Here is an 18297-nt window from a genome sequence, read left to right as displayed (position 1 = left end):
GCAACGATGCGGGAGTGATTCGTTTGCGACGCAAGCTGATGGGCGCCGCGCTGGCGCTGGCGGCGCTCGCCGGGCCGGCCGCCCTGGCCGCGCAGGACGGCGACTGGAACTCCGGCCGCGCGCTGGAGCTGGTGCAGCGCGCGCAGGAGCGCCGGCAGGTGGCGCTCAGCGACACGGGGATGGTGGACTACCAGGCCGACGCGCGCGGGTACATCTACTTTTACCTGGACCGCCGCGACACGGGCGAGCGCACGCTGGTCAAGACCGACCAGGTGGCGCTGGACGTGTTCTGGAAGGCGCCCAACCTGGCCAAGCAGCGCATCGTGGGGCTGCGCGACGAGCGCAACCTGCCCACCAACATCCGCTACCACGAAGACCACCTGACGGTGGTGCAGGACAACTTCGGCGACCTCATCCGCCTGGGCGACGGCGACGAGGTGGCCGACGTGCTGCACCCTGCGGCGGCCAGCGGCCCCGCGGCGTACGACTACCGCCTGGCCGACTCCACCACCATCCGCCTGCCGGGCGCCGGAGAGCCGGTGCGCGTCTACAAGGTGCAGGTGCGGCCGAAGGATGCGTCGCGCCCGGCGCTGGTGGGCTCCATCTTCGTGGACCGCCGCGGCGGAGACATCGTGCGGATGGAGTTCACGTTCACGCCGGTGTCGTACGTGGACGAGCAGCTGGACTACATCAACGTCCTGCTGGAGAACGGGCTGTACAAGGGCCGCTTCTGGCTTCCCAACCGCCAGCAGGTGGAGCTGCGGCGGCAGGTGCCGGAGCTGGGCCTTCCCGCGGGGGGGATGATCCGCGGGACCATGCGGATCAGCAACTACCGCTTCAACCAGGACCTGCCCGCCGGCCTTTTCGCCGGCCGGCGCGTGGTCTCCGTCCCCGTGGCGGAGCGCGAGGCGTTCGCCTTCGAGCAGGGGATCGACGCGGAGCTGCGCGAGGCGGGGCTGGCCGCGTCCGGCGAGCTGGGCGACATCCGCCGCGAGGCCGCGGAGCTCGTCGGGCGCCGGCTGCTGAGCGGGTTGCCGGGAACGCGCATCGACCTGTCCAGCGCCAGCGGCACGCTGCGCTACAACCGCGCGGAGGGGCTGGCCGTGGGCCCCGGCCTCCGCTTCAGCCCGGGGGAGCGGCTGTCGATCGGCGTTCGCGGCGGCTACGCGACGGGGGCGGAGCACGCGTTCGGTGAGGTGGACGTGTGGCGCGGGGCGCTGCCGGACCGCTTCGGCCTGGGCGTGTACGCCAACCAGCCGCGCGACGTGGGCGTGGGCCCGGTGATCTCGGGCGCGATGAACTCGGTGACGGCGCTGCTGGCCGGCTACGACTTCACGGACCCGTACTTCGCCACCGGCGCGGAGCTGCGGGTGGACCGGCCCGTGGGCCGCGGCTGGAACGGCGCCCTGCGCCTGCGGGGCGAGGAGCATCGCCAGGCGCAGCTGGAGACGGACTTTTCGCTGCTGGGCGGCGGCGGCCACTTTCGCCCCGTGCGGCCGATCGCGGAGGGCGAGTTCTACGGCGGCTCCCTTTCTGTCCGCCGCGGGGTGCCGGCGGAGATGGCGCGCGGCCTGGCGCTGGGGGTGACGGTGGACGGCGGCGTGCTGGCTTCGGGCGACGTTCGCTACGAGCACTGGCGGCCCCGGCTGGACGCGGGATGGATCTCGCGCGGCACGGGCGGGTCGGAGCTCACCGTGGACGCGTCCGCGGGGGCGGCGTTCGGCGACGTGCCGCCGCAGGGCGAGTTCCTGCTGGGCGGCCGTGGAACGGTGCCGGGGTACGCCTTCCGCGCGTACGGCGGCCACACGTTCGCCTTTGGGCGGGCGGCGTACGCGGCGGACCTGTTCCGCCCCTTCATCCGCGGCCGGGTGTTCGCGGCCGCCGGTTGGACGGAGCGCACCCCCGACGCGGTCCCGTTCCAGACGGCGACGAGCGTGATACCGCCCGTGCCGCCCATCCCGCCCCTGCGCACGGGATCGATGTTCTCCATCGGCGCGGGGGTGGGGCTGCTGTTCGACATCATCCGCATCGACGTGGCGCGCGGGCTGGGTGACGATGGGCAGTGGGAGGTGATCGTGGAGGCCAATCCGTCGTTCTGGGACTTTCTGTAAAGAAGTGCGGAAGTGCGTGAGTGCGTGAGTGCGGAAGTGAACTGCACCTTCGCGCACATGCATCCACTCCCGCACTAACGCACTAACGCACTAACGCACTTACGCACTCACGCACTCACGCACTTTCCCGATGCGGCCGGACGTCATCGACGCCTTTCACCTCCCCGCGATCGGACACCCGCGCACCAGCACGTGGGCGTACGGGCGCGGGGACGATGCGTTCGAGGTGCGCCTTCCCCGCCTGTCGCCCGTGGACCTGAAGCGGCAGGTGGAGGCGCTGGCCGCCGCGCGCGACCGGCACCTGGCGGACCGGCCGGTGGCGGAGATCGTGGGGGTGATCGACCGCGTGGCGGCGCGCTTCCAGGACCCGGCGGATCCCCTGCGCCGCGCGGCCGAGCGCGCGCTTCCCGCAGTGACCGCCTACTCGCCCGCGATGATCCGGCTGGTGCTGGACCGCATGGCGGCGGACTGGCGCGCGCCGCGGCTGCGCGAGCTGCTGCGGGCGGAGTTCGGCGATCCGCGGGTGCTGGACGGGTTCATGGCCGCGCCGCGCGCGCACGGGCAGCAGGCGGCGTTCGGACCGCGGCTGGCGGTGCACGTGTTCAGCGGCAACGTGCCGGGGGTGGCGGTAACGTCCATCATCCGCTCGCTGCTGGTAAAGGCGGCCACGCTGGGCAAGGCGGCCGTGGGCGAGCCGCTGCTGGCCGCCCTGTTCGCGCGTGGCGTGGCCGAGGCGGACGCGCGGATCGGCGAGTGCCTGGCCGTGACCTACTGGGCCGGCGGCGACGAGATGATGGAGCGCGCGGCGCTGGAAGGGGCGGACGCGGTGACCGTCTACGGCGGGGCCGAGGCGGTGGCGTCCATCCGCGCCCGCACGCCGGCCACGGCGCGGTTCCTGGGCTACGGGCCCAAGGTGTCGTTCGGCGTGGTGGGGCGGACGGCACTTTCGGGGGATGCGGCCCGGCAGGCTGCGCGCGGGGCGGCGCTGGACGCGTCCACCTTCGACCAGCAGGGGTGCGTGTCGCCGCACCTGTTCTACGCCGAGGAGGGCGGCGACGTGGCGCCGGAGGTGTGGACGGGGCTGCTGGCGGAAGAGATGGCGGCGGTGGAGGGCGAGCTGCCGCGCGGCACGCTGGCCCCCGGCGAGTCGTCCGCCATCCGGCAGCTGCGCGCCGAGGCGGAGTTCGCCGAGGCGGGCGGCGGTGGCCTGCGCCTGCACGCCTCCGGCGAGGGGACCGCGTGGACGGTGCTGTACGATCCCAGGCCCGACTTTACTGCCAGCTGCCTGAACCGCGTGGTGCGGGTGAAGCCGGTGGCGTCGCTGGCGGAGGTGCCGGCGCTGGTGGAGCGGTACGCGCCCGTACTGCAGACGGTGGGGATCGCCGCGGGGGCGGACGAGATGCGCACGCTGGCGACGGCGCTGGCGCGGGTGGGGGCCAGCCGGTTCACGCCGCTGGGGCGGATGGCGTGGCCGCCGCCCTGGTGGCATCACGACGGCCGGCCGCCGCTGCGGGACCTGGTGCGGTGGGCGGATCTGGAGGAGTAGCGGTGAACGGGTGAAGGGGTGAAGGGGTGAAGGGGTGAACGGGTGAACGGGTGAACGGGTGGTGGCGGGCGGCAAGTCCCGCGGATGAGCGGATGAATCCGCTGCTGGGAAAGCGATAAGCCCCGTCTCCGCTCGCTTGCGCTCGCGGAACGGGGCTTCACCTTCTCGGGCCGGCGCGGCCCGCACTCCGGCGCGAGGTTGGTCGTGGGGCCGGCGAGATCCTTCGGTCGCGCGCCGGGTCCGGAGAGTGGGAATGTGCAGCGCGGCGCTCCCTCAGGAAGTCACATCGTGGTGTTCATGCAGTTGAAGCCCCGTTCGGCGAGCGCAGCGAGCCGAAACGGGGCTTGTCGCTTTCGCAGCAGCGGGTTTACCCGCTCATCACCACCGCTCATCCCACACATTCGTCGCCATCGCTCATCTTCACCCTCTCCACACCTTTACACCAAGACCTTTGCGGACGGGCCGCGGCGGCGGCATCTTTGGATATCCGCCCGTTTCCGTCCGTCCGTGAGCGTTCGTTTGATCCTCCACACCCGGCGCCTGCTCCTGCGCGAGTTCACCGCCGAAGACTGGCCGGCGATCTTCGCGTATCAGAACGATCCGCGGTACCTGCGCTTCTACGAGCGCGACTCGGTCACGGAGCGCCAGTCGCAGGCGCTCACCTACCACTTCATCCTGTGGCAGGGCGAGCAGCCGCGCAGCAAGGTGCAGCTGGCCATCACCCTGGCGGCGACGGGCGAGGTGATCGGCAACGTGGGCGTGCGGCGCGAGACGGCGGACGAGCCGGTGGCCGACATGGGGTTCGAGCTTTCGCCGGAGCACTGGGGGCAGGGCTACGCCTCCGAGGCGGCGCGGGCGATGGTGGACTGGGGGTTCGGCGAGTGGGGGCTGGAGCGCATCCACGCGCACTGCGTCAGCGAGAACGCGGCCTCCGCGCGGGTGCTGGAGCGCGCGGGGCTGCGCCAGGAGGCCCGGCTGCGCGACCACCAGTTCTTCAAGGACCGCTTCTGGGACCTGACCCTCTACGGCATTCTGCGGGCGGAGTGGGAAGCGTCTCGAGGCACGAACGGATTGATCCGATGAACGAATCCGCGTACGCCCGCTCGGCGGAGTTTTACGACCTGATCTACGGCCAGAAGCCCTACGAGGCCGAGGCCGAAACGGTGCACGGCGTCATCCAGCGCCACCTGCGCTCCGGCGGAAGCACGCTGCTCGACGTGGGCTGCGGATCGGGGAACCACCTGGCCCACCTGCGCCGTCACTACCAGTGCGACGGGGTGGACCTGGATGCCGGGCTGCTGGAGATCGCGCGGCAGCGGTACCCCGGCAGCCGCTTCACGCAGGGCGACATGGCGGAGTTCGGCCTGGGCCGCCGCTACGACGCGCTCACCTGCCTGTTCAGCGCCATCGGCTACGTGCGCACGCCGGAGCGGCTGGAGCAGACGATGCGGACCTTTGCGCGCCACCTGGCGCCCGGCGGCGTGGCGGTCGTCGAGCCGTGGCTTGCGCCGGGGGTGTTCTCGCCCGGCTACGTGCACGTGGATACGTCCGATCATCCCGAGGTAAAGGTCGCGCGGATGTCGCACAGCGGCATGCACGACGGCCTGTCCGTCCTCACCTTTTCGTACCTGATCGGCCGCGCGGAAGGCATCGAGCACTTCGAGGAGCGCCACGTGCTGGGCCTGTTTACGCCCGAGCAGACGATGGAGGCCATCCGCGCGGCCGGCCTGGAGGTGGTGGAGCACGATCCCCATGGCCTCACCGGCCGCGGCCTGTACGTCGCGCGGCTGCCGGACTGAGTGCCGCGCGAGCCACATCCTCCCGATTCCCACCCGCGCTGGAAGAAATCAGAAATTTCTGCCCGTCCAACAAGGGGACTGCCGCACTCCCACCCCACCTCCGCGGCCCCTTCGTCCCACCACACTGTGAGGAACCATGTTCGGCCTGGAGATCCTGGACGTCGTGATCGGGCTGACGTTCGTGTACCTGCTGCTGGCCCTGCTGGCGACGGCCATCAACGAGTACATCTCGGCGGTGATGAACCTGCGCGGAAAGGAGCTGGCGCGCGGCCTGGGCCGCCTGCTGGACGACTTCGACGAGCGCGACGCGCTGACGCGTGCGTTCAACGGAGTGGGGCCCAAGCTGACGGCGGCCAGCGACTCACTCACGGAGCGATTCTACAACCACCGGCTCATCCGCCCGCTGGCGACGCGGCGGGGCGGCCTCTTTCAGCCGTTGAACAACGAGCCGCGCCTTCCGTCGTACATCCCGGCACGTACGTTCGCCATGGCGCTGCTGGACGTGCTGGGGATCGACACCAAGGAGGCGAACCTCCGAGCCGCGCTTCCCGGTGCCGGTACGGACCCCGCGGCGCCGGCGCCCGTGTCCGCGGCGGACGTGGAGGCGGCGGAAAAAGCCGCGAAGGAAGCCGACGCTGCCGCGAAGGCTGCCAGGACCGCGGCGGACGCCGCTTCGGGCAACACCGCACTGGTCAGCGCCGCCGCCGACGCCGAACAGGCCGCCGCGACCGCCGCGGCGGCCGTGGGCCGGGCCCGGCTGGTGAAGGTGCTGCAAATCCTGAAGCTGGAATCGCCCTTCGACGTCAAGGAGCACCTGCAGAACCTGGATTCGCTGCTGGCGCAGCCCGCGGTTCCGGCGGAGGTCCGTACGCAGATCGTGACCGCGCTTACCGGCACGCAGACACAACTCCAGCAGTTGCACGACAGCGTCGAGGTGTGGTTCAACAACTCCATGGACCGCGTGTCCGGCGCCTACAAGCGTACGGTGCAGGGCTGGCTTTTCCTGATCGGGCTGTTCATCGCATCGTGCTCCAATGCCGACACCATCGACATGTGGCGCCGGCTTTCGGAGAACGACAAGGTCCGGGACGGAATGGCGGCGCGCGCGATCGCCTCCGTCGGCGTGCTGGACTCGGTGGTGCGCCCTCGTACCCGGGCGGAGACCGTTCCACAGCCGGGCAACGCGAATTCCACCGCGCTGACTCAGGGCGTCAACGGCCCGACGACAGGTTCCTCGAACAACCCTCCGGCCAACCCCGCGGCGACACCGGTAACCGGCAGTGCTTCGGGTGGAACCTCTGGTGGTCAGGAAAAGGGAGGTAGTCCCGCCACGCAGGGAGCGCTGAATGCTCCCCCCAAACCTGATTCCGCGAAGCCGCTCACCCCGCTGGACAGCGCGCAGCTCAACTACCAGAGGGCTCGCGCACGGCTGGACAGCATGGAGCTGAAGCTGGGCTGGACGCGAGAGAACCTGATTGCGATCGGGTTCCTGGACACCCTGAAGGCCAGGCGGCAAACGCAAGCTCTCTTCAACGCGGCGAAGAAGAAGGCTGACAGTGTCGCCGCCGCGCGGGCGAGCCAGCAAGCGCGCCCTCTTGTTCCCGCGTGGAGCAAGGAGGACAGCGCCGCGGTCGCGAAGGCGAGCAGCGGCAAGTGGTGGTACGGACTCAACACTGCCTCCACGCGCCCGGGGCCGTTCTTCAGCAAGCTGCTGGGCCTGTTCCTTACGGCCATCGCCATCTCACTCGGTGCGCCGTTCTGGTTCGACCTGCTGAACAAGGTCATCAGCATCCGCGCGGCGGGCAGATCGCCCGAGGAGAAGCCCAAGTCACCCGAAGGCGGGCCCAAGCGCATCGCGGAGCGCGCACCGAAGTAACGCTCCCCGCCTGATCCACGAAACGAAGAACGGCTGCGCGATCCGCGCAGCCGTTCTGCATCCGTCTCTGCAAGCGTCGGGATTCACGGCCTCCCCTTCACCTGCGATCCAGGCACGTTCCCGAATCGTAGTGCTACGTACCGCCAGGGGCGCCATGGCAGCGTAAACCGCAACGTCCGGCTGCGCGGCTGCGGCACCTGCGCGGGCGCGAGCGCCGGCGGCACGTCGCCCAGACGCTCGAGCGCCGCATCCAGCTTGGCTTCACCGCGCTGGGAGAGCACCACTTCGTACCGTTCGAATACCGCGTTCTGGATGTCCTCTCCCTCGATCACCAGGTAGCTGTCCAGCAGCCGGTCGTCGCCGTCCATGCCGAACCCCCCGACGCCCAGCTCGTGATCCCTCACGGACGCGGAGCGGGGGGCGTGGCGAAAGTGCATGTACGACCTGCTGGCCTCCGTCAGGACGATGTACGAGAACCTGCCGTTCGCCAGCAGGCCGAAGTCCTCCAGCCTGCCCCGGTACAGCAGGACGAAGTCTCCCACGGACACGCCGGAGACTACGTGCACGAACGTCCACGCCTGCTTTCCCTTTGCCAGCCCCGCCACCCAGCCGTGCTGGGCAAGGCCGCGCAGCCGCGTCCGTACGAAGATCCAGCCCCACACCCATCCGATCCCTCCACCCAGCGCGCACGCCGTGAAGAAGTAGGCCAGGATCTGCGGCAGCGAATCCGTGATCTGCTCTCCAAGGTCAGGCAGCGCCTCCGGCCTGGAGGGAGTGACCTGCAGCAGCGCGAGCACCGCTCCGAGGTCGGCGCAGCCGATCAGCCCGGAGCAGCTGCGCTTGGGCAGCAGGAGCAGGAGAATCCCGTGCACGAAGAGCGAAACCAGGACGGCCGTCGCCGCCTGCCCGATCGGGTTGAGAGGAGACGCCTCACGGCTGAACCGCCCGGGAAGGTAAACCGTGGCAAAGAACACGAACCCGGGAAGAAGCAGCACCAGGACCGAGATGGTCCCCCATGCCAGCGACATAGACGTGCCTCAGGTGGCAAAAAGAGAGCGGCCGGGCGTTTGCCCGGCCGCTCAGGCTGCCCCGGCGGGCTGCCTTTGTGCGACGATGTAGTCTACGACCTCTTCCAGATCGGGTGCTGCCTGGCGCCTTCGGCTCAGTTCGCGCAGCGCTTCCTCGACCAGCGCGGATCCGCCGGCCAGGCGCACCAGCTTGTGATATATCTGCTTTTCCCGGCGCGACATCGTCACCTCCATGTTGAGCGTGAAAGCTACCGCATCCCCCACGCCACCTCAAGATCCCGCGCTCGCAGGCTACAGCGCCCGGTCGTAGACGCGGTAGCGCTTGTACTGGTCGGCGCCCAGCTTTTCCAGGGCGGTGCACATCTCGTGGTTGTCTTCCAGGATCCACGAGCCCTCGGCGCCCGTGTAGCCCTTGGCCACGCCGATCTGCAGCAGCCGCGTGTACATGGCGGCGCCCAGCCCCAGGTGCTGGTAGCCGGGCTTGAGCCCCAGCGTCAGCAGTCGCGCCGTGTCGATCTTGCGCTTCTGCCACAGGAACTTGAACACGCCGAAGGGGAACAGCCGCCCGTCGGGCAGGTGCTTGAAGGCGCGGTTCAGGTCCGGCAGCGCCAGCAGAAAGCCGATCGGCTCGCCGTCCGCCTTTTCGGCCAGCAGCACCAGGTCGGGGTCCACCACCGGCTTGATCTCCTTCGCCATGTGGTTGAACTCGGCCTCCGTCATGGGGACGAAGCCCCAGTTCTGGCTCCAGGCGGCGTTGTACACCTCCTGCACCCTGGCCACCTCGGACTTCAGCTCCTTCATCCGCACCGAGCGAATGGTGACGCCCGCGCGCTTCGACAGCCGCTCCATGGCGTTGCGCAGGCGCTCGGGGATGCGGTCCGGGATCCAGTACGCCACCAGGTCCTTGGTCTTCTCCATCCCCGCCGCGTCCATCAGCCGGCCGTAGTACCGCGGGTTGTGCGACATCATCACCGTGGGCGGCGTGTCGAACCCGTCGATGAGCACGCCCGGCGAGCTGAACTCGTCGTTGGTGGAAAAGTTCATGGGCCCGCGCATCAGCTCCATCCCGCTGGCGCGCAGCCACCCGGAGGCGGCGTCCAGCAGGGCGGCGGCCACGGCCGGGTCGTCCACGGATTCGAAGAACCCGAAGAAGCCGGTGCGGTCGCCCGCGTGGTGCTGGTTGTACTGGTGGTTGACGCAGGCGGCGACGCGGCCGACGACTTCCGCTCCGCGCTCGGCGAGGAAGTAGGCGACGTCGGCGTGCTGGTGAAAGGGGTGCTTGCCGCGGTCCAGGACGGGCTCCAGCGCCATCCGCAGCGGCGGCACCCACACGGGGTCGCCCGCGTTCACCTTCCAGGAAAGGTCGATGAAGGGCTTCATCGACGCGCCGCGGGGGATCTCGCGGATGCGGACGTCCCGCGCGGCCGGGTGGGCCGCGGGCGCCGCCGTGCTCACGCGGCGCCCCCGACGATCCCCAGGTGGCGGCCCACGCGCTGGAATGCGTCCAGCACCCGGTCCAGCTGCTCGGTGGTGTGCGTGGCCATCACCGACGTCCGCAGGCGGCAGGCGTTCTCGGGAACGGCGGGCGGCAGCACGGGGTTGGTGAAGATCCCCGCGTCGAACAGCGCGCGCCAGAAGATGAACGTCTTTTCCATGTCGCCCGACGCCACGGGGATGATGGGCGTCTCGGACCCGACGGTGTCGAAGCCCAGCGCGTTGAGTCCGTTGCGCAGGTAGGCGGCGTTGTGCCACAGCTGCGCGCGGCGCTCGGGCTCCCGCTCCATCACGTCCAGGCAGGCCAGCACCGTGGCCACGGCGCTGCCGGGCATGCTGGCGCTGAAGATGAGCGGCCGCGAGTGGTGCTTGAGGTAGTGGATCACGTCCTCCGGCCCCGCCACCGCCCCGCCGATGGAGGCGAACGACTTGGAGAAGGTGATCATGGTGAGGTCCACGCGGTCCTGCAGGCCGTAGTGCTCGGCCGTGCCGCCGCCGTTGGGGCCCAGCACGCCCACGGAGTGCGCGTCGTCCACCAGCAGGCGGGCGCCGTACTCGTCCTTGATGTCGACCAGGGTGGGCAGGTCCACGATGTTGCCTTCCATCGAGAACACGCCGTCCGTGGCGATGAGCACGCCGTTGGCGTCGCGGTGGCGCTCCAGCATGCGGCGCAGGGCGCCCATGTCGCCGTGCGCGTAGCGGGCCAGCTCGCCCACGGCCAGCTGGCTGCCGTCCAGCAGCGAGGCGTGGTTCAGCCGGTCCTGCACGATGACGGAGCCGCGGGTCACCAGGCCGGAGATGATGCCCACGTTGGTCTGGTACCCGGTGCTGAACACCAGCGCGGCCTCGGCGCCCATGAGCGCGGCCAGGCGGTGCTCCAGCTGCTCGTGCAGGTCCAGCGTGCCGTTGAGGAAGCGGCTGCCGGTGTTGCCGGTGCCGTAGCGGTACAGCGCGTCGCGGGCCTTTTCCAGCACGTAGGGGTGATGGGTAAGGCCCAGGTAGTTGTTGCTGCCCACCATCACCTTGGTCTCGCCGCGGATCACCACCTCGGTGTCGTGGCTGGCCTCGATGGGCTGAAAGTACGGGTACAGGCCGCGGTCCATCATCTCGCGCGCCGCCGTGAACCGGCGGCACTTGTCGAAGAGGTCCACGGTCTTCCGTACGGTTTCCTCGATCGTCGCCATCAAACCCATCCGTGTTCCTGGTACCAGCGGGCGGTGCGGGCAATGCCCTCCGCCAGCGGGGTGGCCGTTCCCGGCGGCAGCAGTGCGTCCAGTCCCGCAAGGTCGCACAGCCAGGCGGGGGCCAGCATTTCTTCGGCCTTCTCGCGGTTGAACACGCCCAAGCCGCCCATCCAGCCGGCCACCGTTCCCGCGCCGCGGACCAGCGCCGGCGGCAGCGGCACGCGCACGGGCCGTGTCCCCAGCGCCCCGGCGATGGCTCCCACGACGGCGCTCCAGGGGTGCTCCACCGGCTCGGCCACGGCCCAGGTGCCGGGCGGGGCGTCGGCGGCGCGCACCAGGGCGGCGGCCAGGTCCTCCACGAACACCATGTGCGTGCGCGGGCCGGGCCCCGCGGGCGCGGGGGCAAGGCGACGCTTCACCAGGCGAAAGTAGGGGAGAAGGGCGGTGTCGCCGGGGCCGTACACCGGCGGAGCCCGAAGGATGGCGGCCTGCAGGCCGTCCCGCTCCGCCTCGCGCACCGCGGCTTCGCCCTGCAGCTTGGTGCGGCCGTACGCGGTGAGCGGCTCCGGGGTTTCGTCCGTGCCGCGCGGGCGTCCGTGGCGCGCCGGCCCGCACGCGGCGTAGGAGCTCAGGTACACCAGGCGGCGGGGGCGGCGCGTGGCACCAAGTACCCCCTGCACCACGTTGCGGGTCCCCTGCGCGTTGGCCCGCACGAACGGCGCTTCGCCGCGCGCGATGGTGAGGGCGGCCAGGTGGAACACCGTGTCGGCGCCGTCCGCGCCGCGCCGGATGGCGTCGGTGGCGTCCAGGTCGCCCACGATGCGCTCGGCGCCCACCTCGTCCAGCAGGCGGGTGTCGCTGGTGGCGCGCACCAGGGCGCGGACGTGCCACCCCGCCCCCGCCAGCCGCCGGACCAGGTGCCCGCCGACGAAGCCGGTGGCCCCGGTGATCAGTGCGATTCGGCTCATGGACTGTGCAGCAAGATGCACGGCGGTGGACGAAAACGCAACGATCCGCGGCCCGGTTCCCGGGCTGCGTGCACGAAAAGGAGGACCCCGGCGAGGCCGGCCGATCCTCCGTGCGCGTCCTGCTCTGTCGCGGGCCTTTGCCGGGCCCTTACGCTGGCCGCAAACCTAGCCGCGGCGCGGGGTTGTGTCAACGGGGGATAGGGTACAGGGGACAGGTTACAGGGGACAGTGGGATATGGGGGCGGTGGGATGCGGATGTGGAGGGGGCACGACGGAAGGGCGAATGAATTCGCTGCAACGACCACACGAAGGCCGCCTTCGCGGACTGGCGGCCGTGGTGCAGGGGCAGGTGCCTGCCACGTGGCGGGATCGAAGCAGCATCGAAGTTCAACCTCCCCCAGCAGTTTTGGGGGAGGTGGGCGAGTAATGCGAGCCCGGAGGGGGCGCGCCCCACGCACGAAGCCGTCCGGAGCGGGATCGAATTCTCCCCTTTCTCCCGCGCAGCGGGGGAGAAGGGCCGCGTCGAGCGCCAGTTCGATCCCGTTCGTCGAGCCTCTATCTCTGCCTTATCCCCAACCTCCCCCAGCAGTTTTGGGGGAGGTGGGCGAGTAATGCGAGCCCGGAGGGGGCGTGCCCCACGCACGAGCCGTCCGAAGCGGGATCGAATTCTCCCCTTTCTCCCGCGCAGCGGGGGAGAAGGGCCGGGGGAGAGGGGGCCCGTCGGGCGCAGTTCGATCCCGTTCGCCGATTCTCGATCCCAGCCCTACCCCAACCTCCCCCAGCAGTTTTGGGGGAGGTGGGCGAGTGGTGCGAGCCCGGAGGGGGCGTGCCCCTCGCACGAAACCGTCCGAGCACGTCACACCTTGTTCGCCTTCAGCTCGTCCAGCGGGTAGTGGGTGCCGCGCCACTCGATGCCGCGGTTCACCAGCGCGTACAGGGTGGCGTTCCACACCACGACGATGAACATGGTGGAGGCCAGCGGGAACAGGATCCCATGCCACACGGGGGATCCCTGCGCGGCGGCGGCGCCGGCGTACATCAGCAGCAGGATGATGATGGAGACGGCGTACAGCGCGCGCGTCCACCCGTCCGTCATCCACACGGCGGCGAACGGCCACATGAAGAACACCAGCTGCGACACGGTGGCCAGCATCACCAGCGACAGGCGGTAGTCCACCCCCGCAAACCCGTTCTTGCGCAGCCCGCGCACCGCCTCGCGCACGGAGTGGTACCACTCCACCGAAATCTGCTCGGCGGCCACCACGCACTCCTGCGCGCCGCCGTTCTTCTTGACCAGCTTGCCCAGCTTCACGTCGTCGTCCGGGCGCATGGCGATGGCCCGGTGCGTCCCGATGCGCCGGTAGGTGTCGGCGCGCACCAGGTTGAACGCGCCGATGCCCACGTGGGCCCGGCTGCGCGGGTCGCGCACCTTCCAGGGGCGGGTGAAGAGCGAGAACATGATGCCGAACACCACGCCGAACGTCTGCAGCAGCAGGCCCGGCATCACCAGGCGCGGCGCGGCGGTCAGGTGGTCCAGCCGCTCGCCCTGTACGTGGCCGGCGGCGCGCAGCACGGTGTCGGGCTTCATCACCACGTCGGCGTCGGTAAACAGCAGCAGCTCGCCGCGCGCGGCCTGGGCGCCCAGCCACAGCGCGTGGTTCTTTCCCAGCCACCCGGCCGGCAGCTCGGCCACGTGCACCACGCGCAGCCGGGGGTCCTCCGCGGCCATGCGGTCCAGGATGGCGCCCGTGGCGTCGTCGGAGCGGTCGTCGACGACCACCACCTCGATCCGCTCCCCCTGCTGCCGAAGAACGGAGCGCAGGGCGGGCTCGATCCCCCTCTCCTCGTTTCGCGCGGCGATGACGATGCTGACGGACGGCATGGCCGCAGGGTCCGCGGGCGGCAGCAGGTGCATGTGCTTGAGGCTGCGGCCGCCGCGCGCCAGCTCCACGAAGGCGGCGGCAAAGAAGGCGGCGGTCACCGCGGCCAGCCAGAACAGGATCGATTCGGTCATTCCGTGAACCCGGTATCGCGGCGATGCACCTCTTCATGGAGGGGCCCGTCGCGGAATGTAACACACGTCCGCTGCCCCGGCCGTGCGTGGCGGGCAAGGGGCAGACCGGGGCATTCGTGCCCCGCCTGTTCCTGCGTCACTGGCGTGTTCGGCGCGGCCGGCGGGCGTCCGCAGCTCCCGGAATCACTCGAAAAATCGCGTAAACACGGGGCTTGCCTTCACCTGGATAGAACGGTGAACCAACCTGCTTCAGTGTGCCGCAGGACGGGAACGATCCGTGCGGACAGGCGCCCCCCGGTTCTGCTCCACCCGGTCCCCCCACCCAGCAACGTCCCATGGAACGCGCATCCGGTACGGTCAAGTGGTTCTCGCAGGAAAAGGGCTTCGGTTTCGTCACCCGCGATGACGGCACCGACATCTTCGTTCACCACAGCGGCATCTCGGGGCGCGGCTTCAAGACGCTGGAGCAGGGCGAGCCCGTGGAGTTCGAGGTCATCGAAGAGCCCAAGGGTCTCAAGGCCGCCAACCTGGTGCGCCTGAACGCGCCGGAGGGCGACAGCCAGCCGGCCGACATGAGCCAGTCCGGCGGCTACGGCCGCAGCAGCGGTGGATACGCGGACAGCGGCTCCAGCGGCGGATACGGCGGCGGCGGTGGATACGCCGACCGGAGCGGCGGCGGTGGCGGCGGATACAACCGCGGCGGTGGAGCCGGCGGCCGTGGCAACGGCGGCGGCGGTCGCGACAGCGGCGGCTGGGGCGGCGGTGGCGGTGGCCGCGGCGGGCGCCGCGACTACGGCAACGGCGACGACTGGTAGCCGTCGTCCGCATCCGCGGCAGACAATCGACCGAAACACGCACCCGCCGCTCGATGGCCTGAGCGGCGGGTTTTGCGCTTGCGGCATCACCTGTTCGCTCCCGTGGACCCGATCCTGCCGATGTGCATCCCCCGATTAGGACGGTGGATGAACGGCAGGAACGGAGGCGAGCGATGCCGGTCGGGCTTCAGGAGATGCACCCCGCGGTCGTGCACTTTCCCATCGCGCTCCTTCCCCTCTCTCTGGGGGTGGATGCGCTGGGGCGGCTGACGGGCGACTACACGCTGATGGAGATGGGGCGACGCACCATGCCGGTGGCGGCGGCATCGGCCATCAACGCGGCGGCGTTCGGGCTGATGGCGCAGCAGGCGGTGCACGCGGAGGGGCAGGCGCACGACATTCTGGTCACGCACCGCACGCTGAACGCGGGGCTGGTGGCGCTCACCACGGCCATGGCCGTCGCGCGGGTGCGCCGGCGGCGGCCGGGGCTGGGCTACCTGGCCCTGGGGCTTTCCGCGCTGGGGGTGATGGGGTACAGCGCGTACCTGGGCGGGCGGCTGCCGTACGAGCACGGCGTGGGCGTAAAGCCCGCCGGCGGATTGAACGAGGCGCGCGGCCCGGAAGTCGGCCTCGGCAACGTGGGCGAGTCGGCGCGGATCGCGGCGCAGAACCTGGTGGACGGCGTGCGCGGGGCCGCGGCGGAAACCGCGTCCGGCGAGCTGGTCCCGGTCCTCACGTCGCTCGACAAGGCGTTCGACGATCCCGAGCGCCACGCGTCGCTGCCGCGCGACGCGTAGTCTGCGGATGTTTCTACGCCGCTTCGGAGAATGACTTCCTGAGGGAGGCGCCGCGCTGGGCGTGACCGTACGATGTACTGTGGCGCCGACCGAAGGACCTCGCCGGCAGAACCGAGGGGCTGGCTTCCGAGCACGGGAGCCAGCCCCTCGCCAGTCGGCCGCACATCCCCCCTGATCTGTCATTCCGAGGGAGCGCACACACCACACTCCTTCCGATCACAAGACCCGGTGCGCGACCGAGGAATCTACTGTCCGTCTCCTCGTGGCCTGCCGCGATGCCCCGGACCGGCCCCGTCTGGCGGTTTTCGACGCCGCGGCAATCGCGCGGGCTGCCGCGTCCGGCCTCGCGTGGACCGACGGTAGATTCCTCGGCCCTGCAACCTGCGTCGCATTCATCCGGCGACAGCGTGGCCGGGCCTCGGAATGACAGACCGTGTTGCGACCGGGGGATGTGACGCTAGCGGCCCCAGCCGAGGGAGATCGTGGCGACGGCGTGGCGGGGCAGGCCGGGCTCGAACGCCACAGGCTCCCCCTCCACCACGTCGGGGTTCAGGAACGCGGAGGCGACGTAGCGCGCGTTCGCCAGGTTCTCCACGCCCACCGATCCGTGCAGCGTGAGGCCACCGGCCAGGCGCACGGGCCGCAGCCCCACCCGCGCGCTCCATAGCGCGTAGCCCGGCACCCGCACCGCGTTCGCGTCATCCGCCCAGAAGCCGTCCACCCACTGCAGCACCAAGCCCAGTTCCACCTCGCGGCGAAAGGGCGGGGAAAAGCGCAGCGCGGCGGAGCCGTGCAGGTCCGGCACCCCCACCACGCGGTTGCCGCTGAAGTCGGCTACGGCGCCGGGGCGGGCGTAGTGCACGCTGTCCACCGCATAGCGCGTGTAGCGATGGTCGTTCCCCGCCAGCGCCGCGTCCAGCTCCAGCCCGGGCGCCGCCACCACCCGCATCCCCAGCTCCGCGCCGCGGCGGCGCACGGCCCCGGCGCTGAAGTAGAACCGCCCGCCGCGATAGGGGACGATCTCGTCGCGCACCTCCGTCCAGTACAGCGCCACGTCGTAGCTGAAGGCCCGCACGACGCCGTCGCCGCGCGCGTGGAGCCCCTTGGCGCCCGCTTCCCAGGTGGTGGAGCGGATGGGGCGCAGCAGGGGATTGATGCCGTGCACCGTGTCCTGCCCAAAGGTGCTCACGGGGTCGGTTTCGTTCCCCGCGGGCGCCTCCACGCCTCCGCCGACGGCGGCGTACAGGCTGCCTTCCGGCGACGTGCGCCACACCACGCCCAGCTTGGGCGACAGCCGCCGGAAGCTGCGCCGGTCGCTCAACCGTGGATCCAGCACGTCCTCCACGTCGTACGTCACGGCGTCCCACCGCGTGCCCACCACCAGCTCCAGCCGCTCGCCAAGCGACAGCTGCTCCTGCGCGTAGACGCCCAGGTTGGCGCTGCCCTCGCGCTGGTGCGAGCGCACCTCCGTCCCCTTTTCCGCATCCTCCGTGAGCGAGTAGAAGATGCCGGCGCCACCCTGCCGCGCGTGGTCCACGCCGGCGGCAAGGGTGGCGGAGAGCCCAGGTGTGGCGGCGTGCTCCCAGCGCGCGCCCAGGCTGCCGCCCAGGTGGTGGCGGTCGAAGTCGCGGTAAGTGCCGCGCTCGCTGCGCCGCAGGTGCTTGGGCTGCGCGAAGAGCATCGCACTCACCGCGACCCGCTCGCCGGCGCGGTGGTCTACGTGCACGGAGCCGCGCGCCAGACGGTTGTGCCGCCGCTCGCGCCGCTCCGCGTACACGGCGTTCGCCTGCCGCGGATCGGCGTCCAGCGCCGCGCGGGTCAGCGGTCCGGGAATGCCGAAGCGGTTGTCCGCCGCCAGCGCGTGCAGCCGCACCTCCGTCCGCGCGCCCAGCGGTGCCACCATCCCCGCGTTCACCAGCGTGCGCCGCCCCGCGGAGTTGGCGCGCCACCCCTCCTGCTCCGTGCGCGTGGCCGTCACGTACGTCCGCGCCGCGCCCAGCAGGAGCCCGCCGCGAAGGACGTGGCGCATCAGCCCGAATCCGCCGGCCTGCTGCTGCGCCTCCGCAAACGTCCGGTCAAAGGAGGGAACGGAGGAAAAGCTGACGACTCCGCCCGCCGCGTTCCCCCACAGCGCGGACGCGTTGGATCGCACCACCTCCATCTCCTCCACCGCGCCCAGGTCCACCAGGTCCATGGAGGTGCGTCCGTCCGGCTCCGTCTCCGGCACGCCATCCTGGATGATGCGGATGCCGCGCGTCGTCCCCGCATTGGAGCGGTCGCCGGCCCCGCGCGCGCCGAATCCGCGGATGATGATACGCAGGTCCGTGCCGCCCGCACGCGACTGCGCCAGTACGCCCGGCACGGTGCGCAGCGCCTGGTCCACCCGGTTCCCCGCGGCTTCGCGCAACTCGGCGCGATCCACCACCGTCACCGCCAGCGGCACGTCCAGGATGCGCGCCGGGACCCGCGTGGCCGTCACCGTCACCTCCGGCAGCCGCACGGTGTCGGCGCGCGCCGTGTCCGAGGGCACCTGCGCGTGCAGCGGCACCGCGACGGCGGAAAGCAGGAGGAACGAGAGGATGCGTGCGATCGGGCGCATCATGCCATCAGTGTGCGTCAGAGCGGGTGCATGCGTGCAACGTACAGCAACGTACATCGCAAGAGG

At 70.8% G+C, this 18297-nt stretch carries 14 protein-coding genes; 7 read left to right on the top strand and 7 right to left on the bottom strand.

All coding sequences use genetic code 11. The annotated features are described in order from the left end of the window. Positions 1–23 precede the first annotated feature (23 nt). The 5 genes from VGC13_RS21630 to VGC13_RS21610 all read left to right on the top strand — a co-directional run bounded on the left by VGC13_RS21630 (position 24) and on the right by VGC13_RS21610 (position 7332). Positions 24–2111, top strand: a complete 2088-nt coding sequence (locus VGC13_RS21630) for a hypothetical protein (RefSeq protein WP_331127372.1) — start codon at positions 24–26, stop codon at positions 2109–2111. 130 nt (positions 2112–2241) lie between these two features. Further along, positions 2242–3657 carry an acyl-CoA reductase gene (locus tag VGC13_RS21625; RefSeq protein WP_331127371.1) on the top strand — a complete coding sequence of 472 codons (1416 nt, stop codon included), beginning with the start codon at positions 2242–2244 and terminating at the stop codon, positions 3655–3657. 519 nt (positions 3658–4176) lie between these two features. Continuing rightward, a complete protein-coding gene (locus VGC13_RS21620; RefSeq protein WP_331127370.1) occupies positions 4177–4740 on the top strand; it encodes a GNAT family protein in 564 nt (187 codons plus the stop codon). Next, on the top strand, positions 4737–5456 hold the full coding sequence (locus tag VGC13_RS21615; protein WP_331127369.1) for a class I SAM-dependent DNA methyltransferase: 720 nt from the start codon (positions 4737–4739) through the stop codon (positions 5454–5456). Before VGC13_RS21620 ends, VGC13_RS21615 begins: the two co-directional genes overlap by 4 nt. A gap of 136 nt (positions 5457–5592) precedes the next feature. Beyond that, positions 5593–7332: a hypothetical protein gene (locus tag VGC13_RS21610; RefSeq protein ID WP_331127368.1), complete on the top strand. Its 1740-nt coding sequence runs from the start codon at positions 5593–5595 to the stop codon at positions 7330–7332. Positions 7333–7415: 83 nt separating this feature from the next. On the opposite strand, the gene VGC13_RS21605 is transcribed toward VGC13_RS21610, so the two are convergent. From VGC13_RS21605 to VGC13_RS21580, 6 genes are all read right to left on the bottom strand, one after another. Next, positions 7416–8360, bottom strand: coding sequence for a hypothetical protein (locus VGC13_RS21605; RefSeq protein WP_331127367.1), 945 nt, complete (start codon positions 8358–8360; stop codon positions 7416–7418). A 51-nt stretch (positions 8361–8411) separates the two neighbouring features. Then, a complete protein-coding gene (locus VGC13_RS21600; protein ID WP_331127366.1) occupies positions 8412–8582 on the bottom strand; it encodes a hypothetical protein in 171 nt (56 codons plus the stop codon). 69 nt (positions 8583–8651) lie between these two features. After that, entirely contained in the window at positions 8652–9815 is a 1164-nt protein-coding gene (locus VGC13_RS21595) for a GNAT family N-acetyltransferase (RefSeq protein ID WP_331127365.1), read from the bottom strand. Next, entirely contained in the window at positions 9812–11038 is a 1227-nt protein-coding gene (locus VGC13_RS21590) for an aminotransferase class I/II-fold pyridoxal phosphate-dependent enzyme (RefSeq protein WP_331127364.1), read from the bottom strand. The genes VGC13_RS21595 and VGC13_RS21590 overlap by 4 nt, the downstream gene beginning before the upstream one ends. Then, on the bottom strand, positions 11038–12006 hold the full coding sequence (locus VGC13_RS21585; protein ID WP_331127363.1) for an NAD-dependent epimerase/dehydratase family protein: 969 nt from the start codon (positions 12004–12006) through the stop codon (positions 11038–11040). Before VGC13_RS21585 ends, VGC13_RS21590 begins: the two co-directional genes overlap by 1 nt. A gap of 856 nt (positions 12007–12862) precedes the next feature. After that, entirely contained in the window at positions 12863–14020 is a 1158-nt protein-coding gene (locus tag VGC13_RS21580) for a glycosyltransferase family 2 protein (RefSeq protein WP_331127362.1), read from the bottom strand. Positions 14021–14355: 335 nt separating this feature from the next. On the opposite strand from VGC13_RS21580, the gene VGC13_RS33515 reads away from it, so the two are divergent. Beyond that, positions 14356–14835 (top strand): cold shock domain-containing protein, encoded by a 480-nt coding sequence (locus VGC13_RS33515; RefSeq protein ID WP_349264252.1) that lies wholly within the window; start codon positions 14356–14358, stop codon positions 14833–14835. A gap of 173 nt (positions 14836–15008) precedes the next feature. Further along, entirely contained in the window at positions 15009–15632 is a 624-nt protein-coding gene (locus VGC13_RS21570; RefSeq protein ID WP_331127361.1) for a DUF2231 domain-containing protein, read from the top strand. Positions 15633–16089: 457 nt separating this feature from the next. Here VGC13_RS21570 and VGC13_RS21565 read toward each other — a convergent pair whose 3' ends face one another. Beyond that, the gene (locus VGC13_RS21565; protein ID WP_331127360.1) at positions 16090–18231 is read right to left on the bottom strand and encodes a TonB-dependent receptor; all 2142 of its coding nucleotides are present in this window, start codon (positions 18229–18231) and stop codon (positions 16090–16092) included. Positions 18232–18297 lie beyond the last annotated feature (66 nt).

It is taken from the genome of Longimicrobium sp. (genome assembly GCF_036399255.1).
Classification (GTDB): domain Bacteria; phylum Gemmatimonadota; class Gemmatimonadetes; order Longimicrobiales; family Longimicrobiaceae; genus Longimicrobium.
Note: the sequence above shows the minus strand (reverse complement) of the source record. Positions and strands in the feature narration are given on the sequence as shown.

Coding starts and splice junctions, on each gene's coding strand:
- VGC13_RS21625 (WP_331127371.1), top strand. CDS start 2,242: ATGCGGCCGGACGTCATCGACGCCTTTCACCTCCCCGCGATCGGACAC.
- VGC13_RS21615 (WP_331127369.1), top strand. CDS start 4,737: ATGAACGAATCCGCGTACGCCCGCTCGGCGGAGTTTTACGACCTGATC.
- VGC13_RS21610 (WP_331127368.1), top strand. CDS start 5,593: ATGTTCGGCCTGGAGATCCTGGACGTCGTGATCGGGCTGACGTTCGTG.
- VGC13_RS21605 (WP_331127367.1), bottom strand. CDS start 8,360: ATGTCGCTGGCATGGGGGACCATCTCGGTCCTGGTGCTGCTTCTTCCC.
- VGC13_RS21600 (WP_331127366.1), bottom strand. CDS start 8,582: ATGTCGCGCCGGGAAAAGCAGATATATCACAAGCTGGTGCGCCTGGCC.
- VGC13_RS21590 (WP_331127364.1), bottom strand. CDS start 11,038: ATGGCGACGATCGAGGAAACCGTACGGAAGACCGTGGACCTCTTCGAC.
- VGC13_RS21585 (WP_331127363.1), bottom strand. CDS start 12,006: ATGAGCCGAATCGCACTGATCACCGGGGCCACCGGCTTCGTCGGCGGG.
- VGC13_RS21580 (WP_331127362.1), bottom strand. CDS start 14,020: ATGACCGAATCGATCCTGTTCTGGCTGGCCGCGGTGACCGCCGCCTTC.
- VGC13_RS33515 (WP_349264252.1), top strand. CDS start 14,356: ATGGAACGCGCATCCGGTACGGTCAAGTGGTTCTCGCAGGAAAAGGGC.
- VGC13_RS21570 (WP_331127361.1), top strand. CDS start 15,009: ATGCCGGTCGGGCTTCAGGAGATGCACCCCGCGGTCGTGCACTTTCCC.
- VGC13_RS21565 (WP_331127360.1), bottom strand. CDS start 18,231: ATGCGCCCGATCGCACGCATCCTCTCGTTCCTCCTGCTTTCCGCCGTC.